Consider the following 16,678-nt stretch of genomic DNA (forward strand, 5'->3'; position numbering starts at 1 on the left):
AACAGATGGAAATCACACTCGCCAAGAGTCTGTTGATCGCAGTGGTGCTTGCACCGCTGTTCGGCAGCATCATCGCCGGCCTGTTCGGTCGCCAGGTCGGGCGCCTCGGCGCGCAGACCATCACCATCCTCGGCGTGGCGGTCAGCTGCGCCCTGTCGATGTACGTGTTCTACCAGCTGCTGTGGGGCGGCGCGCAGCCGTTCAACGAGAACCTCTATACCTTCTTCGAAGTGGGCCAGTACTCGGCGCACGTCGGTTTCATGGTCGACAAGCTCACCGCCATGATGATGGTGGTGGTGACTTTCGTGTCGCTGCTGGTGCACATCTACACCATCGGCTACATGGAAGAAGACCCGGGTTACCAGCGCTTCTTCAGCTACATCTCGTTGTTCACCTTCTCCATGCTGACGCTGGTGATGAGCAACAACTTCCTGCAGCTGTTCTTCGGCTGGGAAGCGGTGGGCCTGGTGTCCTACCTGCTGATCGGTTTCTGGTTCAAGCGCCCGACCGCGATCTTCGCCAACATGAAGGCCTTCCTGGTCAACCGTGTCGGTGACTTCGGCTTCCTGCTCGGCATCGGCGGCGTGTTGTGGGTATTCGGCACCCTCGACTACGCCACCGTGTTCGCCAAGATCATGGATCCGGAACTGGCCAACGGTGCCATCCAGGTGTGGTCCGGTTCGATCAGCCTGTTCGGCCTGCACACCATCCAGGTACTGGAACAGCCGGTCGTCTGGGCCAGCGCCACGGTGATCTGCATCTGCCTGTTCATCGGCGCGATGGGCAAGTCGGCGCAGGTGCCGCTGCACGTCTGGCTGCCGGACTCGATGGAAGGCCCGACCCCGATCTCGGCCCTGATCCACGCCGCGACGATGGTCACCGCCGGCATCTTCATGGTGACCCGCATGTCGCCGCTGTTCGAGCTGTCGCCGACCGCGCTGAACTTCGTGCTGTTCATCGGTGCCACCACGGCGTTCTTCACCGGCCTGATCGGTATCGTGCAGAACGACATCAAGCGCGTCGTCGCGTACTCCACGCTGTCCCAGCTGGGCTACATGACCGTGGCGCTGGGCGTCTCGGCGTACTCGGCTGCGGTGTTCCACCTGATGACCCACGCCTTCTTCAAGGCGCTGCTGTTCCTCGGTGCGGGTTCGGTGATCATCGCCATGCACCACGAGCAGGACATGCGCAGGATGGGCGGCCTGCGCAAGTACATGCCGATCACCTTCATCACCATGTGGATCGGTACGCTGGCCCTGGTCGGCACCCCGTTCTTCTCCGGCTTCTACTCGAAGGACACCATCATCGAGGCGGCCGAGATCCACGCGCACATGTCCAGCAGCTGGGTGGCGACCTATGCCTACTGGGCGGTGCTGGGCGGCGTGCTGGTGACCAGCTTCTACAGCTTCCGCCTGCTGTTCCTGACCTTCCATGGCAAGGAACGCTTCCGCGACGTGGCCCACGACGACCACGGCCATGGCCACGATGCGCATGACGACCATGCCCATGCCGCCGATGCGCATGCCGTCGACGGACATGCAGCTGATGCGCATGCCGACCACGGCCACGACGACCATGGTCATGGCCATGGCCCGCACGAGCCGCATGAAACCCCGTGGGTGGTCACGCTGCCGCTGATCCTGCTGGCGATCCCGTCGATCATCATCGGCTTCTTCAGCATCGGTCCGATGCTGCATGGCACCGACTGGGCGGGCCACCACGCCCATGAAGGCATCAAGGGCCAGGCCACCAACTTCTTCACCGGCATCGTGGACTTCTACGACCCGGCCAAGAACACCGTGGGCTTCCTCGGCGAGCACTTCCATGGCCCGGTGGCGTTCGCGCTGCATGGCATGACCGCCTGGCCGTTCTTCCTGACCGTGGCAGGCTTCCTGCTTGCCGTGATCTTCTACCTGTGGAAGCCGGACCTGTCGGGCCGGGCGCGCAGGACCTTCGCGCCGATCGTGTCGGTGCTGGAAAACAAGTACGGCATGGACACGCTGTGGATCGACGGCTTTGCCGGCGGCAGCGTCAAGCTGGGCAGGGTGGCGCGCTGGCTCGACACGAACATCGTCGACGGCACCGTCAACCTGGTCGCACGTGGGGCGGACGTGGCAGCCAATGTGCTGCGTCGTACCCAATCCGGTTTCCTCTATCACTACGCCTTCGCGATGATCATCGGCCTGATTGCCCTCCTGGGCCTGCTGATGCATTACCTGCGTTGATGACCTGTACGGAATAAGAAAACGTGTCGAACTGGCCCCTACTTAGTGTCCTCATCTGGCTGCCGATCATCGGTGGCGCCCTGGTCCTTGCCATCCGTGATGCGCAGACCGCCCGCTGGGCGTCGCTGGGTGTCGCGCTGCTGACCTTCGCCCTGAGCATCCCGCTGCTCACCGGTTACGACCCGGGCATCGACGCGCTGCAGTTCGTCGAAACCCGCGCCTGGATCCCGGCCTACGACATCGGCTACAACCTGGGCGTGGACGGCATCGCCATCGCGCTGATCGCACTGACCACGCTGGTCAGCGTGCTCGCGCTGATCGGCGCCTGGAGTGCCATCGACAAGCGCGTGAACCAGTACGTGGCGGCCTTCCTGATCCTGGAAGGCGTCACCGTCGGCATCTTCGCTGCCACCGACGCGATGCTGTTCTACGTGTTCTTCGAAGCGATGCTGATCCCGATGTTCCTGATCATCGGTGTGTGGGGCGGCCCGCGCCGCATCTACGCCGCGCTGAAGTTCTTCCTGTACACCTTCCTCGGCTCGGTGCTGATGCTGGTGGCCCTGGTCTACCTGTACCTGAAGGGCGGCAGCTTCCAGTTGGCCGACCTGTACGCGCTGCAGCTGACCGCCACCGAGCAGACCTGGATCTTCTTCGCCTTCCTGATCGCCTTCGCGGTCAAGGTGCCGATGTTCCCGGTGCACACCTGGCTGCCAGACGCCCACGTGGAAGCCCCGACCGCCGGTTCGGTGATCCTGGCCGCCATCGCGCTGAAGATCGGTGGCTACGGCTTCCTGCGCTTCAACCTGCCGATCGTCCCGGACGCCTCGATGGAATGGGCCTGGCTGGTGATCGCGCTGTCGCTGATCGCGGTGATCTACGTCGGCCTGGTCGCCCTGGTGCAGGACGACATGAAGAAGCTGATCGCCTATTCGTCGATCGCGCACATGGGCTTCGTCACCCTGGGTACGTTCATCGCCCTGTGGCTGGTGCGTGAGGCCGGCAATGCCGACGCCGCCCGCCTGGGCCTGCAGGGTGCGATGGTGCAGATGATCTCGCACGGCTTTGTTTCCGGTGCGATGTTCTCCTGCGTCGGCGTGTTGTACGACCGCATGCACAGCCGCCGCATCGCCGATTACGGCGGCGTGGTCAACGTGATGCCGTGGTTCGCCACCTTCGCGATGCTGTTCTTCATGGCCAACGCCGGCCTGCCGGGTACCTCCGGTTTCGCAGGCGAGTTCATGGTCATCATGGCCGCCTTCCAGCGTAATCCGTGGATCGCACTGGGCGCTGCCACCACCCTGATCATCGGCGCCGCCTACACGCTGTGGCTGTACAAGCGCATCTTCTTCGGTGAGGTGGCCAACGCCCACGTCGCCGAACTGAAGGACATCAACGGCCGCGAGTGGCTGGTGCTGGGCGTGTTCGCCATTGGCGTACTGGCCCTGGGAATCTACCCCAAGCCGCTGACCGACCTGATGGAGCCGTCGATCGCCAAGCTGGCGATGCAGATTGCTTCCAGCAAATTGCTCTGATCGGCCTGCCGAGCGAACTGATTCCAGGATTTGATAATGACCACCTCGCCGTTGCTGCCACTGACCGCTGCTGACCTGCCCCCGCTCGCTCCCGAGCTGGTGCTGGTCGCGAGCGCCTTCGCCCTGATGATCCTCGATCTGTTCGTCAGCAAGCAGAACAAGCTGATCACCCACCTGTTCTCGCTCGCCGCACTGGCGGTTGTGCTGGTCATGCTGGCCACCGGCACGGGCGGGCAGGGGGAGGTCTTCCACGGCATGTTCGTGCGTGACACCGCTGCCGACGTGATGAAGGTGGTGATCGTGCTGTGCAGCGGGCTGAGCCTGGTGTACGGCTGGAGCTACCTGCGCGAACGCGACCTGTTCCAGGGCGAGATTCCGGTGCTGGTGCTGTTCGCCACCGCCGGCATGATGATCCTGGTCTCCGCCGGCAGCCTGCTGATGGTCTACCTGGGCCTGGAACTGCTGGCGCTGTGCTCCTACGCGCTGGTGGCCAGCAACCGTGACAACGGCCTGGCCTCGGAAGCGGCGATGAAGTACATCGTGCTCGGTTCGCTGGCCTCGGGCCTGCTGCTGTATGGCATGTCGCTGATCTACGGTGCCACCGGCTCGCTGCATCTGGACGTGATCAATGCGGCCATCCCGCATTCCGACGAGCGGATGCTGCTGCTGACCGGCGCGGTGTTCATGATCGCCGGCGTCGCCTTCAAGCTGGGTGCGGCGCCGTTCCACATGTGGCTGCCCGACGTCTACCAGGGTGCCCCGGCACCGGTCGCGCTGTTCATCAGCTCGGCGCCGAAGCTGGCTGCGTTCGGCATGGCCTACCGCCTGCTGGAAGTCGGCGTGGGTCCGCTGTCGGATGAGTGGAAGCTCCTGATTGGTGGCCTGGCCGCGCTGTCGCTGGTGATCGGCAACCTGATGGCGATCGCCCAGCACAACCTGAAGCGCATGCTGGCCTTCTCCACCGTGTCGCACATCGGCTTCCTGCTGATGGGCATCGCCGGTGGTGGTTCGCAGGGCTATGCCGCCGCGCTGTTCTATGCGGTGAGCTACGCGATCATGTCGACCGCCGGCTTCGGCGCGATCATCGCGATGTCGCGCAATGGCTTCGAAGCCGAGAACATCAACGACTACAAGGGCCTGAACGCCCGCAACCCGTGGATGGCGGCGCTGATCCTGTGCATCATGGCGTCGATGGCGGGTATTCCGCCGTTCCTGGGCTTCTGGACCAAGCTGGCCGTGCTGGGCGCGGCGGTCAACGGTGGCATGCTGTGGCTGGCGCTGCTGGGTGTGATCTGCGCGGTGATCGGTGCGTTCTACTACCTGCGCGTGATCAAGGTCATGTACTTCGATGAGCCGGTGGGCGAGCCGCTGCCGCGCAACAACGACCGCGTGCTGGGCGTGGTGCTGGGCGTGAACGCACTGGCGCTGCTGGCCCTGGGCCTGGCCTGGAACCCGATCATGGTGTGGTGCCAGCAGGCATTTGCACATATTTCCTGAAAAACGATACAAAGCTGCGCAATTAGTGTAATATTCGTTTCCTGAGTTGTGACTGCAGCGGTTCTGCCAGAACATCGTTGCAAGAGGCCTCCCTCGCGGGGCAGCAATTCAACCACTTCTGATGCGGGGTGGAGCAGTCTGGCAGCTCGTCGGGCTCATAACCCGAAGGTCGCAGGTTCAAATCCTGCCCCCGCTACCAACTAGGCATCAGACGAGGGCGATTCCGGAAACGGAGTCGCTTTTCTCGTTTCAGGGGTCTCAAAGGCGCGCGCAGCTTGCACCAACCCGGTGCAAGGTCTATCATCAGCGGGCTGGCGGTATATCTGATGGTTGGCTCTGCATGGAGCGCGATCATCCCGCCACCGGCTTCGACCAGAAGCTGGGCTTCGCAGGGGATCGCGTCAGCGCGCCCTGCGGCCGGAATCCAATGACCGGATTTCACCGGACAAAGGGCCCAGTGGGCCCTTTTGCATTTCCGGGACGGGCCCATCGCGGTCCGGATCTCTTCCACATTCAACAACAAGGCAGGCTGTGAGCGACAAGGCAACCGAAATCGCGAATCTGCTCGGCCCCACCGTCGATGCGCTGGGCCTGGAACTGCTGGGCGTCGAGTATCTGCCCGCACCCGGCGGGGCCACGCTGCGTCTGTACATCGACGTGCTGATCGCCGAGCAGGACGAGCGCACCATCAACGTCGAGGACTGCGAGCGCGTCAGTCGCGAAGTGTCCGCGCAGATGGACGTCGAAGACCCGATCAGCGGCAATTACACGCTGGAAGTGTCTTCGCCGGGCGTGGACCGCCCGCTGTTCAACCTGGCGCAGTTCGGCCAGCACCTGGGACAGAACGCCAAGGTGCAGCTGAAGCTGCCGCAGGACAACCGTCGCCGCCTGCAGGGCCGGATCGATTCGGTCGATGCGGAGCAGGGCACGATCAGCTTCACCGTCGACAAGACCACCCTGGTGGTGTCGGCCGACAACATCGACAAGGCACGCATCATGCCCGACTGGGTGGCGCTGGGGCTGGCCCCGAGCAAGCCGACCGGTCCGGCCAAGCGTCCGAAGCCGACCAAAAATCCATCCAACGAGCCTGCGGCCAAGAAGCCGCGCGCGGAGTGAGCCAATGAGCAAGGAACTTCTGCTGGTAGTTGACGCGGTCGCCAATGAAAAAGGCGTGCCGCGTGAAGTGATCTTCGACGCGATCGAGGCCGCCCTGGCTTCGGCGGCGAAGAAGCGCTACCCCGACGAGGAAGTGCTGGCGCGCGTGGTCATCGACCACAAGGACGGCACCTACCAGACCTTCCGCCGCTGGGAAGTGGTGGCAGACGACGTGGTCATGGAGTCCCCGGACCGCCAGATCCGCCTGATGGATGCCATCGACGAGGCCGAAGGCGTCGACGTGGGTGACTACGTCGAAGAACAGATCGAAAACCCGGACTTCGGCCGTATCGCCGCCCAGGCCGCCAAGCAGGTCATCGTGCAGCGGGTGCGCGAAGCCGAGCGGCAGCAGGTCGTCGATGCCTGGAAGGATCGCGTCGGCGAGCTGATCACCGGTGTGGTCAAGCGCGCCGAGCGCGGCAACATCTTCGTCGATCTGGGCGGCAACGCCGAGGGCTTCATCCCGAAGGACAAGGGCATCCCGCGCGACGTGCTGCGTGCCGGTGACCGCGTGCGCGGCTACCTGGCTGAAGTGCGCTCCGAACCGCGTGGCCCGCAGCTGTTCATCAGCCGTGCCGCGCCGGAGTTCATGATCGAGCTGTTCAAGCTGGAAGTGCCGGAAGTCGGCCAGGGCCTGGTGGAAATCATGGCCTGCGCACGTGATCCGGGCGACCGCGCCAAGATCGCCGTGCTGGCCCACGACACCCGTACCGATCCGATCGGTGCGTGCATCGGCATGCGCGGTTCGCGCGTGCAGGCCGTGTCCAACGAGCTCAATGGCGAGCGCGTGGACATCGTGCTGTGGAACGAGAACCCGGCCAACTTCGTCATCAATGCGATGGCGCCGGCTGAAGTGCAGTCGATCATCGTCGATGAAGACAAGCACTCGATGGACCTGGCTGTCGCCGAAGACCGGCTGGCCCAGGCGATCGGCAAGGGCGGCCAGAACGTGCGCCTGGCCAGCCGCCTGACCGGTTGGCAGTTGAACGTGATGACCCAGGACCAGGTCACCGCCAAGTCCGAAGCCGAGCAGACCTCGGCCCGCCAGCTGTTCATGGACAAGCTGGAAGTGGACGAGGAAATCGCTGGCATCCTGGTCAGCGAAGGCTTCGGTACCGTGGAAGAGATCGCTTATGTACCCGTCGGCGAACTGCTGGCGGTGGAAGGCTTCGACGAGGACATCGTCGAAGAACTGCGCGCACGTGCCCGTGACGCGCTGCTCAACGAGGCGCTGGCCGTTGAAGAAGGCCTGGAAGACGGCGTTCCTGCCGACGACCTGCTGGCCCTGGAAGGCATGGACGAGGTCACCGCCTACGCCCTGGCCAGCCATGGCGTGCGCACCGGTGAGGACCTGTCGGACCTGGCTGCCGACGAGGTGGTTGAATTCGGCATCGAGGGGTTGGACCAGGAGCGCGCCGCGGCGCTGATCCTGTCTGCCCGCGCCGAGGAGATCGCCCGACTGGAACGCGGCGAATGAGCCGGCAATGAACAGGGCCCTGAGCCGATCAGGGCGTAGAATCCGCGCTACCTCCACAAACGGGGGGGCGCCCTCAAGATCATAGGATCCGAATGTCGCAGCAAACCACCATCCGCAAGCTTGCCGAACTGGTCAATACACCGGTTGAAAAACTGCTGGAACAGCTGGCGGGTGCCGGCATGAAGTTCAGCGGTCCCGAACAGGTCGTGACCAGCACCGAGAAGGTGAAGCTCCTGGGCTTCCTTCGTCGTGCCCACGGCAAGCCCGAGCAGGCCGTCGAAGAAGCCACCGAGGCTTCCAAGAAAATCACCCTGAACCGCCGCAAGCACCAGGAAGTGACGGTGAACGCGGGTCGCAGCAAGACCACCGTGAACGTGGAAGTGCGCCAGAAGCGCACCTACGACAAGGCGGCCGCGCGCATGACCCCGGATGAGGAGCGCGCCGACATCCTGCGCAAGCTGGAGGAATCCCGCCAGCGCAATCTTGATGAACAGGCAGCGCTGGCGGAAAAGGACCGCCTGCGCGATGAAGCCATCGTGCGCAAGCGCGAGGAAGAAGTTGCCGCCAAGGAACGTGCCGAGGCCGAGAAGAAGGCTGCTGAAGAAGCTGCCATCGCCGCCAAGGCCGCCGAAGCCGCTGCCGCCAGCCGTCCGGCTGCTGCGCGTCCGGCTGCCGATGCCGCGCCGGCCGCCCCGCGCGCCGCACGTCCGCCGGCCGGTGGCCCGTCCGCGCCGCCGCGTGGTGCCGCACCGCCGCGTTCGGATGACCGCAACAACCGCGGCCCGGCCCGTACCGATCGCCCGGGTGGTGATCGTTTCGCCGGCCAGATGCATCTGTCCGCCGCCGACCGTGCGCGCCGTGGCAACAGCAACAGCAACAACCGTGGCCGTCCGGGCAGCCGCCCGCAGCCGGGCCGTCGCGACATGCGCGGCAGCCAGAACAGTGGTCCGCACGCGTTCGAGCGGCCGACGGCTCCGGTCGTGCGTGAAGTGGCGATCGGCGACAGCATCACCGTCGCCGACCTGGCCCAGAAGCTGGCCCTGAAGGGCGGCGAAGTGGTCAAGGCGTTGTTCAAGATGGGCGTCATGGCGACCATCACCATGAGCATCGACCACGACACCGCGGCACTGGTGACCGAAGAACTCGGCCACGTGGTGGTCCGCGCCGGCAACGACGACGTCGAAGAGGCACTGCTGGCCGCCACCGGTGAAGAGCGCGGCGAAGCCGTGTCGCGTCCGCCGGTGGTCACCATCATGGGCCACGTCGACCACGGCAAGACCTCGCTGCTGGATTACATCCGCCGCACCAAGGTCGCCACCGGCGAAGCGGGTGGCATCACCCAGCACATCGGTGCGTACCACGTGGAAACGCCGAAGGGCGTGATCAGCTTCCTGGATACCCCGGGCCATGCGGCCTTCACCTCGATGCGTGCCCGCGGCGCCAAGCTGACCGACATCGTGGTGCTGGTGGTGGCTGCCGATGACGGCGTCATGCCGCAGACCAAGGAAGCGATCCAGCACGCGCGTTCGGCGAACGTGCCGCTGATCGTGGCGATCAACAAGATCGACAAGTCCGGTGCCGACCCGATGCGCGTGAAGAACGAACTGCTCACCGAGCAGGTCGTGTCCGAAGACTTCGGTGGTGACATCCAGATGGTCGAGATCTCGGCCAAGGCCGGTCTCGGCATCGACGACCTGCTGGAAGCCATTTCCGTGCAGGCCGAACTGCTGGAACTGAAGGCCGTGGCCGACGGCCGCGCCAGCGGCGTGGTCATCGAATCGTCGCTGGACAAGGGCCGCGGCCCGGTCGCGACGGTGCTGGTGCAGCAGGGTTCGCTGAAGAAGGGCGACTACCTGGTGTGCGGCATCCAGTACGGCCGCGTGCGTGCGCTGTTCGACGAAACCGGCAAGCAGCCTGACCAGGCCGGTCCGTCGATCCCGGTGCAGGTGCTGGGTCTGTCCGGCGTGCCGGAAGCGGGCGATGATTTCGTGGTGGTCGAAGACGAGCGCCTGGCCAAGGACGTGGCGCAGCAGCGCGAAACCAAGCGCCGTGAATCGCGCCTGGTGCAGTCTGCCGGCAGCCGCATGGAAGACATCATGGCCACGCTCGGCAAGGGCGAGGGCCAGCAGGTACTCAACCTGGTCATCAAGGCCGACGTGCAGGGTTCGGTGCAGGCGCTCAGCCAGGCGCTGGTCGGTCTGTCCAACGACGACATCCGCATCAACGTGATCCACTCCGGTGTGGGCGGCATCACCGAATCGGACGCCAACTCGGCGGTCGCTTCGAAGGCCACCGTGATCGGCTTCAACGTGCGTGCGGATGCCTCCGCCCGTCGCATCATTGAATCCAACGGCGTGGACCTGCGTTACTTCTCGATCATCTATGACGTGATCGACCAGGTGAAGCAGGTGGCTTCCGGTCTGCTGGGCGTGGAGATCCGCGAAGAGATCATCGGTATCGCCGATGTCCGCGACGTCTTCCGCAGCTCGAAGTTCGGCGCTGTCGCCGGCTGCATGATCGTGGAAGGCATCGTCAAGCGGAACAAGCCGATCCGCGTGCTCCGCGACAGTGTCGTGGTGTTCGAGGGCGAGCTGGAATCGCTGCGTCGCTTCAAGGAAAACGTCGACGAAGTCCGCAATGGTACCGAGTGCGGTATCGGCGTGAAGGCGTACAACGACGTCAAGCCGGGTGACCAGATCGAGTGCTTCGAGCGTATCGAAGTGCCGCGCACCCTGTAATGCTGCAAGGGACCGGGCCGAAAGGCCCGGTCCTGCTTCAATGCATCACCGTTTACCGTGCCACCCCCCAAATAGAAGAGCCCTGCCGCGTGCCCAAGACTTTCCATCGAACCGACCGTGTTTCCGCCCAGATCCGCCGCGAACTTGGCACCCTGGTGCACAACGCCGTGCGCGAACACGGGCTGCCCTCGGTCAGTGTGTCCGATGTGGAAATCACCCGCGACATGTCCCACGCCAAGATCTTCGTGACCGCGCTGATGGCCGAGCGCTCCGAAGAAGCGATGAAGGGCCTGAAGGAACTGGCCTGGCACCTGCGCATGGAGCTGGCGCGCGCGATGAAGCTGCGCCACGTGCCCGAGCTGCATTTCCATTACGACGATTCGGTCGATCGCGGCGAACGCATCGACAACCTGCTGCGTGAACTGCCCGACACCGTCGCGGCGGAAAAGAAGCGCGAAGGCAACGAAGAGTAAGGATCCGCTGGCGCCGGATGAAGCCCGGCGACTGCCTGCATCACGGATCCTGCCCGCCGGGGACTGCCCGGCGCTACGATGAACATCCATGACACGTATCCAATTCCGTCGCCTGGACGGCATCCTGCTGCTCGACAAGTCCAGCGGCATGAGCTCCAATGCGGCCCTGCAGGTCGCCCGCCGCCTGTTCCGTGCCGAGAAGGGCGGCCACACCGGCAGCCTGGACCCGCTGGCCACCGGCCTGCTGCCGCTGTGTTTCGGCGAGGCCACCAAGATCGCCGGCCTGCTGCTCGGCTCGGCCAAGGCCTACGATGCGGAAGTCGTGCTCGGCCAGACCACCGATACCGATGATGCTGAAGGGCAGGTGCTGCTGCAGCGCCCGGTGCCGGAGATCAGTGCCGATGCCCTGCAGGCCGCACTGGCGGCGCTGACCGGCCACATCCGCCAGCGTGCCCCGATCTATTCCGCGCTCAAGCAGGGTGGGGAACCGCTGTATATGAAGGCCCGTCGTGGCGATGCCATCGAGGCGCCCGAACGCGACGTCGAAGTGCGCTCCATCGAGGTGCTGGAACAGCAGCCCGATCGCCTGCGGCTGCGCGTCACCTGTGGTTCGGGAACCTACATCCGCAGCATCGCCCGCGACCTCGGTGAGGCGCTGGGGTGCGGGGCGCACATCAGCGCGCTGCGCCGCTTGTGGGTGGAGCCGTTCGCCGAGCCGGCGATGGTCACCCTGGATCAGTTGCGCAGCATGGCCGATTCCGGAGATGAAACCGGCATGGATGCGCTGTTGTTGCCGCTTTCGGCCGGTCTGGTGGACTACCCCCGGGTCGACCTGGATGAACAGCAGGCGGCGCGCTTCTGCCTGGGCCAGCGCCAGCGCGATACCCGCTGGCCGCAAGGCCTGGTGGTGGTCCATGGCGCCGACGGCGCTGCCTGTGGGCTGGGACAGGTCGATGAAAGCGGGCTGCTGGCGTGCCAGCGACGCTTCAATCGGTGACATCCGCCGGGCCCATTCAGCCCCGGACCTTGTTCCGGGAGGGCGCTCCCGTTACAATTTTGCGGCCCTTTCACGGGCAACCTGCGTCGTGCAGGATCATCATCAGCCTACGGCGAGCCAAGCGGTGCGTGAACACGTTCCTGCTGGCCCCGCATCAGAAGAGAAAAGAAAATGTCGATCGACACCCAGAAGGTTATTGAAGACAACAAGCGCAGCGCCGCCGACACCGGTTCCCCGGAAGTCCAGGTCGCCCTGCTGACCGCCCGCATCGAACTGCTGACCGGCCACTTCAAGACCCACAAGAAGGATCACCACAGCCGTCGTGGCCTGCTGCAGATGGTCAACCGCCGTCGCAGCCTGCTCGACTACCTGAAGAAGAAAGACGTGACCCGTTACAAGGGTCTGATCGAAAAGCTTGGCCTGCGTCGCTAAGCAACGAATCCTCCGCGGCGCAGCGATGCGCCGCGGTTTTGTTTTGTAGCACCGTAATACCCATCGCATTCAGACCGGAACGACCGGTCACCCGCAGGCGGCACGGGTCGCCGACGGTCCATTCGCAGACAGCATCCCAAGGACACCCTCCGTGGCAAAAATCACCAAAACCTTCCAGTACGGCAAACACACCGTCACGCTTGAGACCGGCGAAATCGCCCGCCAGGCCGGCGGTGCCGTCATCGTCAAGTTCGACGATACCGTGCTGCTGGTCTCCGCCGTTGCCGCAAAGAGCGCGCGTGAGGGCCAGGACTTCTTCCCCCTGACCTGTGACTATCAGGAGAAGTTCTACGCCGGTGGCCGTATCCCGGGTGGCTTCTTCAAGCGTGAAGGCCGTGCGACCGAGAAAGAGACGCTGATTTCGCGCCTGATCGATCGCCCGATCCGTCCGCTGTTCCCGGAAGACTACAAGAACGAAGTGCAGATCATCGCCACGGTGATGTCGCTGAACCCGGACATCGACGGCGACATCGCCGCGCTGATCGGTGCCTCGGCCGCGCTGTCGCTGGCCGGCACCCCGTTCAAGGGTCCGATCGCCGCTGCCAAGGTCGGTTACAAGAACGGTGAGTACATCCTCAACCCGACCGTGACCGAGCTGAAGGATTCGGAGCTGGAACTGGTTGTCGCCGGTACCTCCAACGCCGTGCTGATGGTCGAATCCGAAGCCGCGCTGCTGTCCGAAGACGTGATGCTGGGCGCCGTGACCTTCGGTCACCGCGAAATGCAGAAGGTCATCAACGCCATCAACGAGCTGACCGTGGAAGCCGGCACCAAGCCGTCGACCTGGACCGCCCCGGCCAAGAACGAAGTGCTGATCAGCGCCCTGCAGGAAGCCATCGGCCCGCGCCTGGGCGAAGCCTTCCAGGTGCGCGACAAGCTGCAGCGCCGCGACGCCATCTCGGCGATCAAGAAGGACGTGTTCGAGTCGCTGGCCGGTCGCGTGGCCGCAGAAGGCTGGAACCCGGCCGAGCTGTCGAAGGAATTCGGCGAGCTGGAATACAGCACCATGCGCAACTCGGTGCTGGACACCAAGGTCCGCATCGACGGCCGTGCGCTGGACACCGTCCGCCCGATCTCCGTGAAGACCGGCATCCTGCCGCGCACCCATGGCTCCTCGCTGTTCACCCGCGGTGAAACGCAGGCGATCGTGACCATCACGCTGGGCACCGCCCGCGACGGTCAGGTGATCGACGCGGTGTCCGGTGAGTACAAGGACAACTTCCTGTTCCATTACAACTTCCCCCCGTACTCGGTGGGTGAGACCGGCCGCATGATGGGCCCGAAGCGTCGCGAAATCGGCCACGGCCGCCTCGCCAAGCGCGGCGTCCTCGCCGTGATGCCGTCGCTGGAAGCCTTCCCGTACACCATCCGCGTCGTGTCGGAAATCACCGAATCCAACGGCTCCTCGTCGATGGCCTCGGTCTGCGGTTCCTCGCTGGCCCTGATGGACGCCGGCGTGCCGGTCAAGTCGCCGGTGGCCGGTATCGCCATGGGCCTGGTCAAGGAAGGCGAGCGCTTCGTCGTCCTGTCCGACATCCTGGGTGACGAAGATCACCTGGGCGACATGGACTTCAAGGTGGCCGGTACCGCTGAGGGCATCTCCGCCCTGCAGATGGACATCAAGATCGAAGGCATCACCGAAGAGATCATGAAGCAGGCACTGCAGCAGGCCAAGGCCGGCCGCCTGCACATCCTGGGCGAGATGGCCCACGGCCTGACGGCACCGCGCCAGGAGCTGTCGGACTATGCGCCGCGCCTGCTGACCATCAAGATCCACCCGGACAAGATCCGCGAAGTGATCGGCAAGGGCGGTTCCACCATCCAGGCCATCACCAAGGAAACCGGCACCCAGATCGACATCCAGGATGACGGCACCATCATCATCGCCTCGGTCAACGCCATCGCTGCGCAGGCTGCCAAGGCCCGCATCGAGCAGATCACCTCGGACGTCGAGCCGGGTCGCATCTACGAAGGCAAGGTCGCCAAGATCATGGACTTCGGTGCCTTCGTCACCATCCTGCCGGGCAAGGATGGCCTGGTGCACGTGTCGCAGATCTCCAGCGACCGCGTCGAGAAGGTTGGCGACGTGCTGAAGGAAGGCGATGTGGTCAAGGTCAAGGTGCTGGAAGTCGACAAGCAGGGCCGTATCCGCCTGTCGATGAAGGCCGTCGAAGAAGGCGAGGGCGTGTCTGCCGAGTAATCGGTGGTGGGTGACGACCGTTGGTCGTCACGCTCTTGGCTGGAATGAAAAAGCGGGCTTCGGCCCGCTTTTTCTTTGCCTGTAATTCCGCGCGGAACGGGGTGCGTGCGGCAGGTGGGGGGGCGCCATCGGCATCGGCGGCTGCGTCCCGGACATCCGGATGAGGGGCAGCTGCGATGCAGGGTGCTGTACGTGGCAGGCGATGCAGCGGAATTGTGCGGGGTCGACCCTGGCTGACCAACAGTGGGTACGCCGGCACCATCGTGATTCTTCCGGGCAAGGGCCTGGTCCCCGTCGCGAAGAATCCCTCTGGTGTTGGCGCATCCACGCAGCAGTCAGAGAGGTCCACGTCCATGTCGTCAGAATTCCGTAATTCCCATCTCCGTAACCCGGTCGCTCCGATCGAGGATCCCGGCAGGCGCCGCCTGATGCAGTCCGCGCTGGCCGGTTCAGCCTGCCTCGTAGCGGCGCCGCTGCTGGCCCACCAAGGCCTGGTGGATTCATGGGGTGAACCCATTGACAGCGAAACCGATGCCCGCGCCGATGACGATGCGCTCAAGGTCCTGCGCGAGTCACTGCTGGCAGGGCTGAATCTGGTGCCGGTAGTGGGTGGCTTCCTTTCCTACCTGGGCGCGCTGTTCATTCCTGCCGTCGGAAAGTCCGCCGAGCAGCTATGGCGTGAGATTGTCGACGCGCGGATTTCCGAGGCGCTGTTCCAATTGGTGAAGGCTGACCTGATCGGCCTCACCGGGGTAGCGCAGCTGTACGCCAATGCGGTGCGCTCCGGGGACCTGAGCGCGATCAGCACGCAGAGCGTTGCCGCCAATACCCAGTTCGTGGCCGCTGTGCCCCGCTTCGCCCAGGTGGGACAGGAAGTATCGTTGCTTCCCCTTTATGTCATTGCCGCCTCGCTGCATCTTGCATTGCTGCGCGACATGGCATTGAAGGCGGTCGAGCTGGGTTACGCCCCGGCCTATCGCAGCACGTTGGAAACACAGGCCAAGGACTGCATTGCCCGTTACACCGCGCATGTTGACCGGCACGTCGCCGCCGCCCTCCAGGCGGCCAGGGTGGACAATCCCTACGATTGGCGTAAGGACGGCTATTACGAGAGCAACAAGCCGTTGACGCAGATGCTGCAGGCAAAGGCGGCACTGCAGATCGCCGTCATCGACATGCGGGATACCTGGTATGCGTTCGACCCGGTACGTTTCCCCGCGCCGGTCGCGGTCCGGCTGGATCGTGAAGTTTTCTCTCCGATCATTGGCAAGTGGGACAGGAAGAATATTTCGCCGGACGTCCTGCCCACATGGCAGCGGCCGGCGTCGCGGCTGTCCGAGCTTGCGCTGAGCACGGTCGGATCACCCGGCGGTGCGCTATGGATCCAGGGAGTCCATGTCGTGTACCAGGATGGATCCGAGGTGGAAACCGGAATGCGTGCGAAATCCTCAGGCAAGCGACTGGCGCTACCGAACCCTTCGTACTATTTGAGGACAATCAGGGCGAGATACGCGCAGGGCATTTCCCGTCTGGAGGCCGACTATAATACTGGAACGTTCTGGCAGGGTAGCGGTCCCCGCTCCAGTGACAAGACGACATCCATCAGCTACGCGGGGCATCGCGTGTCATCCATGAGGTCGGTGGGTTATGGCCGGTCGCCCGCGCTGTTATCAGTGGGCAGCCTTATCGCGGGCTTTCAGTTGCTCAACCAGGAGGCCGTCCCGATCAGTCTGGAAACCTATGACCGGGTGGCGCCGAATATCGCTCCGCAGCTGCTCCACTGGATTGCTGGCTGAGGCCAGTCGGTCTTCGCCTGTCGATCGGGTAGTCTGCCTGCGTAATGGTCGATGGAGGCCCCCTCATCGCGCGTCGCAGACGCGCCGGAGGTAGTT

Annotated in this window: 11 protein-coding genes and 1 tRNA gene; all 12 read left to right on the forward strand. The window is 64.3% G+C overall.

Going from position 1 to position 16,678, the window contains the following annotated elements:
- Positions 1-5 precede the first annotated feature (5 nt).
- Positions 6-2,225, forward strand: a complete 2,220-nt coding sequence (gene nuoL / locus ABE522_RS11335; RefSeq protein WP_346591775.1) for an NADH-quinone oxidoreductase subunit L — start codon at positions 6-8, stop codon at positions 2,223-2,225.
- A 23-nt stretch (positions 2,226-2,248) separates the two neighbouring features.
- Complete coding sequence (locus ABE522_RS11340) at positions 2,249-3,757, forward strand: NADH-quinone oxidoreductase subunit M (protein WP_042614971.1); 1,509 nt, start codon at positions 2,249-2,251, stop codon at positions 3,755-3,757.
- Between the two features lie 36 nt (positions 3,758-3,793).
- Entirely contained in the window at positions 3,794-5,254 is a 1,461-nt protein-coding gene (nuoN, locus tag ABE522_RS11345) for an NADH-quinone oxidoreductase subunit NuoN (protein ID WP_346591776.1), read from the forward strand.
- Positions 5,255-5,376: 122 nt separating this feature from the next.
- Positions 5,377-5,453 (forward strand) — tRNA-Met (locus ABE522_RS11350).
- Between the two features lie 332 nt (positions 5,454-5,785).
- Complete coding sequence (gene rimP / locus ABE522_RS11355) at positions 5,786-6,370, forward strand: ribosome maturation factor RimP (protein WP_042613003.1); 585 nt, start codon at positions 5,786-5,788, stop codon at positions 6,368-6,370.
- Between the two features lie 4 nt (positions 6,371-6,374).
- Complete coding sequence (nusA, locus tag ABE522_RS11360; RefSeq protein WP_042613002.1) at positions 6,375-7,886, forward strand: transcription termination factor NusA; 1,512 nt, start codon at positions 6,375-6,377, stop codon at positions 7,884-7,886.
- 92 nt (positions 7,887-7,978) lie between these two features.
- The gene (gene infB, locus ABE522_RS11365; RefSeq protein WP_182656637.1) at positions 7,979-10,624 is read left to right on the forward strand and encodes a translation initiation factor IF-2; all 2,646 of its coding nucleotides are present in this window, start codon (positions 7,979-7,981) and stop codon (positions 10,622-10,624) included.
- Between the two features lie 89 nt (positions 10,625-10,713).
- A complete protein-coding gene (rbfA, locus tag ABE522_RS11370) occupies positions 10,714-11,097 on the forward strand; it encodes a 30S ribosome-binding factor RbfA (protein WP_042613000.1) in 384 nt (127 codons plus the stop codon).
- A gap of 88 nt (positions 11,098-11,185) precedes the next feature.
- Positions 11,186-12,094, forward strand: a complete 909-nt coding sequence (gene truB, locus ABE522_RS11375; RefSeq protein WP_346591777.1) for a tRNA pseudouridine(55) synthase TruB — start codon at positions 11,186-11,188, stop codon at positions 12,092-12,094.
- A gap of 171 nt (positions 12,095-12,265) precedes the next feature.
- Positions 12,266-12,526: a 30S ribosomal protein S15 gene (gene rpsO / locus ABE522_RS11380; protein ID WP_057507957.1), complete on the forward strand. Its 261-nt coding sequence runs from the start codon at positions 12,266-12,268 to the stop codon at positions 12,524-12,526.
- 151 nt (positions 12,527-12,677) lie between these two features.
- Entirely contained in the window at positions 12,678-14,786 is a 2,109-nt protein-coding gene (gene pnp / locus ABE522_RS11385; protein ID WP_346591778.1) for a polyribonucleotide nucleotidyltransferase, read from the forward strand.
- Positions 14,787-15,139: 353 nt separating this feature from the next.
- On the forward strand, positions 15,140-16,582 hold the full coding sequence (locus ABE522_RS11390; RefSeq protein ID WP_346591779.1) for an insecticidal delta-endotoxin Cry8Ea1 family protein: 1,443 nt from the start codon (positions 15,140-15,142) through the stop codon (positions 16,580-16,582).
- Positions 16,583-16,678 lie beyond the last annotated feature (96 nt).

The organism is Stenotrophomonas lacuserhaii, from assembly GCF_039674585.1.
GTDB classification, from domain to species: domain Bacteria; phylum Pseudomonadota; class Gammaproteobacteria; order Xanthomonadales; family Xanthomonadaceae; genus Stenotrophomonas; species Stenotrophomonas pennii_A.

Bases quoted from the DNA above. Each gene is read 5' to 3' on its own strand.
- rpsO (WP_057507957.1), top strand. From the start codon at position 12,266: ATGTCGATCGACACCCAGAAGGTTATTGAAGACAACAAGCGCAGCGCC.
- nusA (WP_042613002.1), top strand. From the start codon at position 6,375: ATGAGCAAGGAACTTCTGCTGGTAGTTGACGCGGTCGCCAATGAAAAA.
- nuoN (WP_346591776.1), top strand. From the start codon at position 3,794: ATGACCACCTCGCCGTTGCTGCCACTGACCGCTGCTGACCTGCCCCCG.
- ABE522_RS11390 (WP_346591779.1), top strand. From the start codon at position 15,140: ATGTCGTCAGAATTCCGTAATTCCCATCTCCGTAACCCGGTCGCTCCG.
- truB (WP_346591777.1), top strand. From the start codon at position 11,186: ATGACACGTATCCAATTCCGTCGCCTGGACGGCATCCTGCTGCTCGAC.
- nuoL (WP_346591775.1), top strand. From the start codon at position 6: ATGGAAATCACACTCGCCAAGAGTCTGTTGATCGCAGTGGTGCTTGCA.
- infB (WP_182656637.1), top strand. From the start codon at position 7,979: ATGTCGCAGCAAACCACCATCCGCAAGCTTGCCGAACTGGTCAATACA.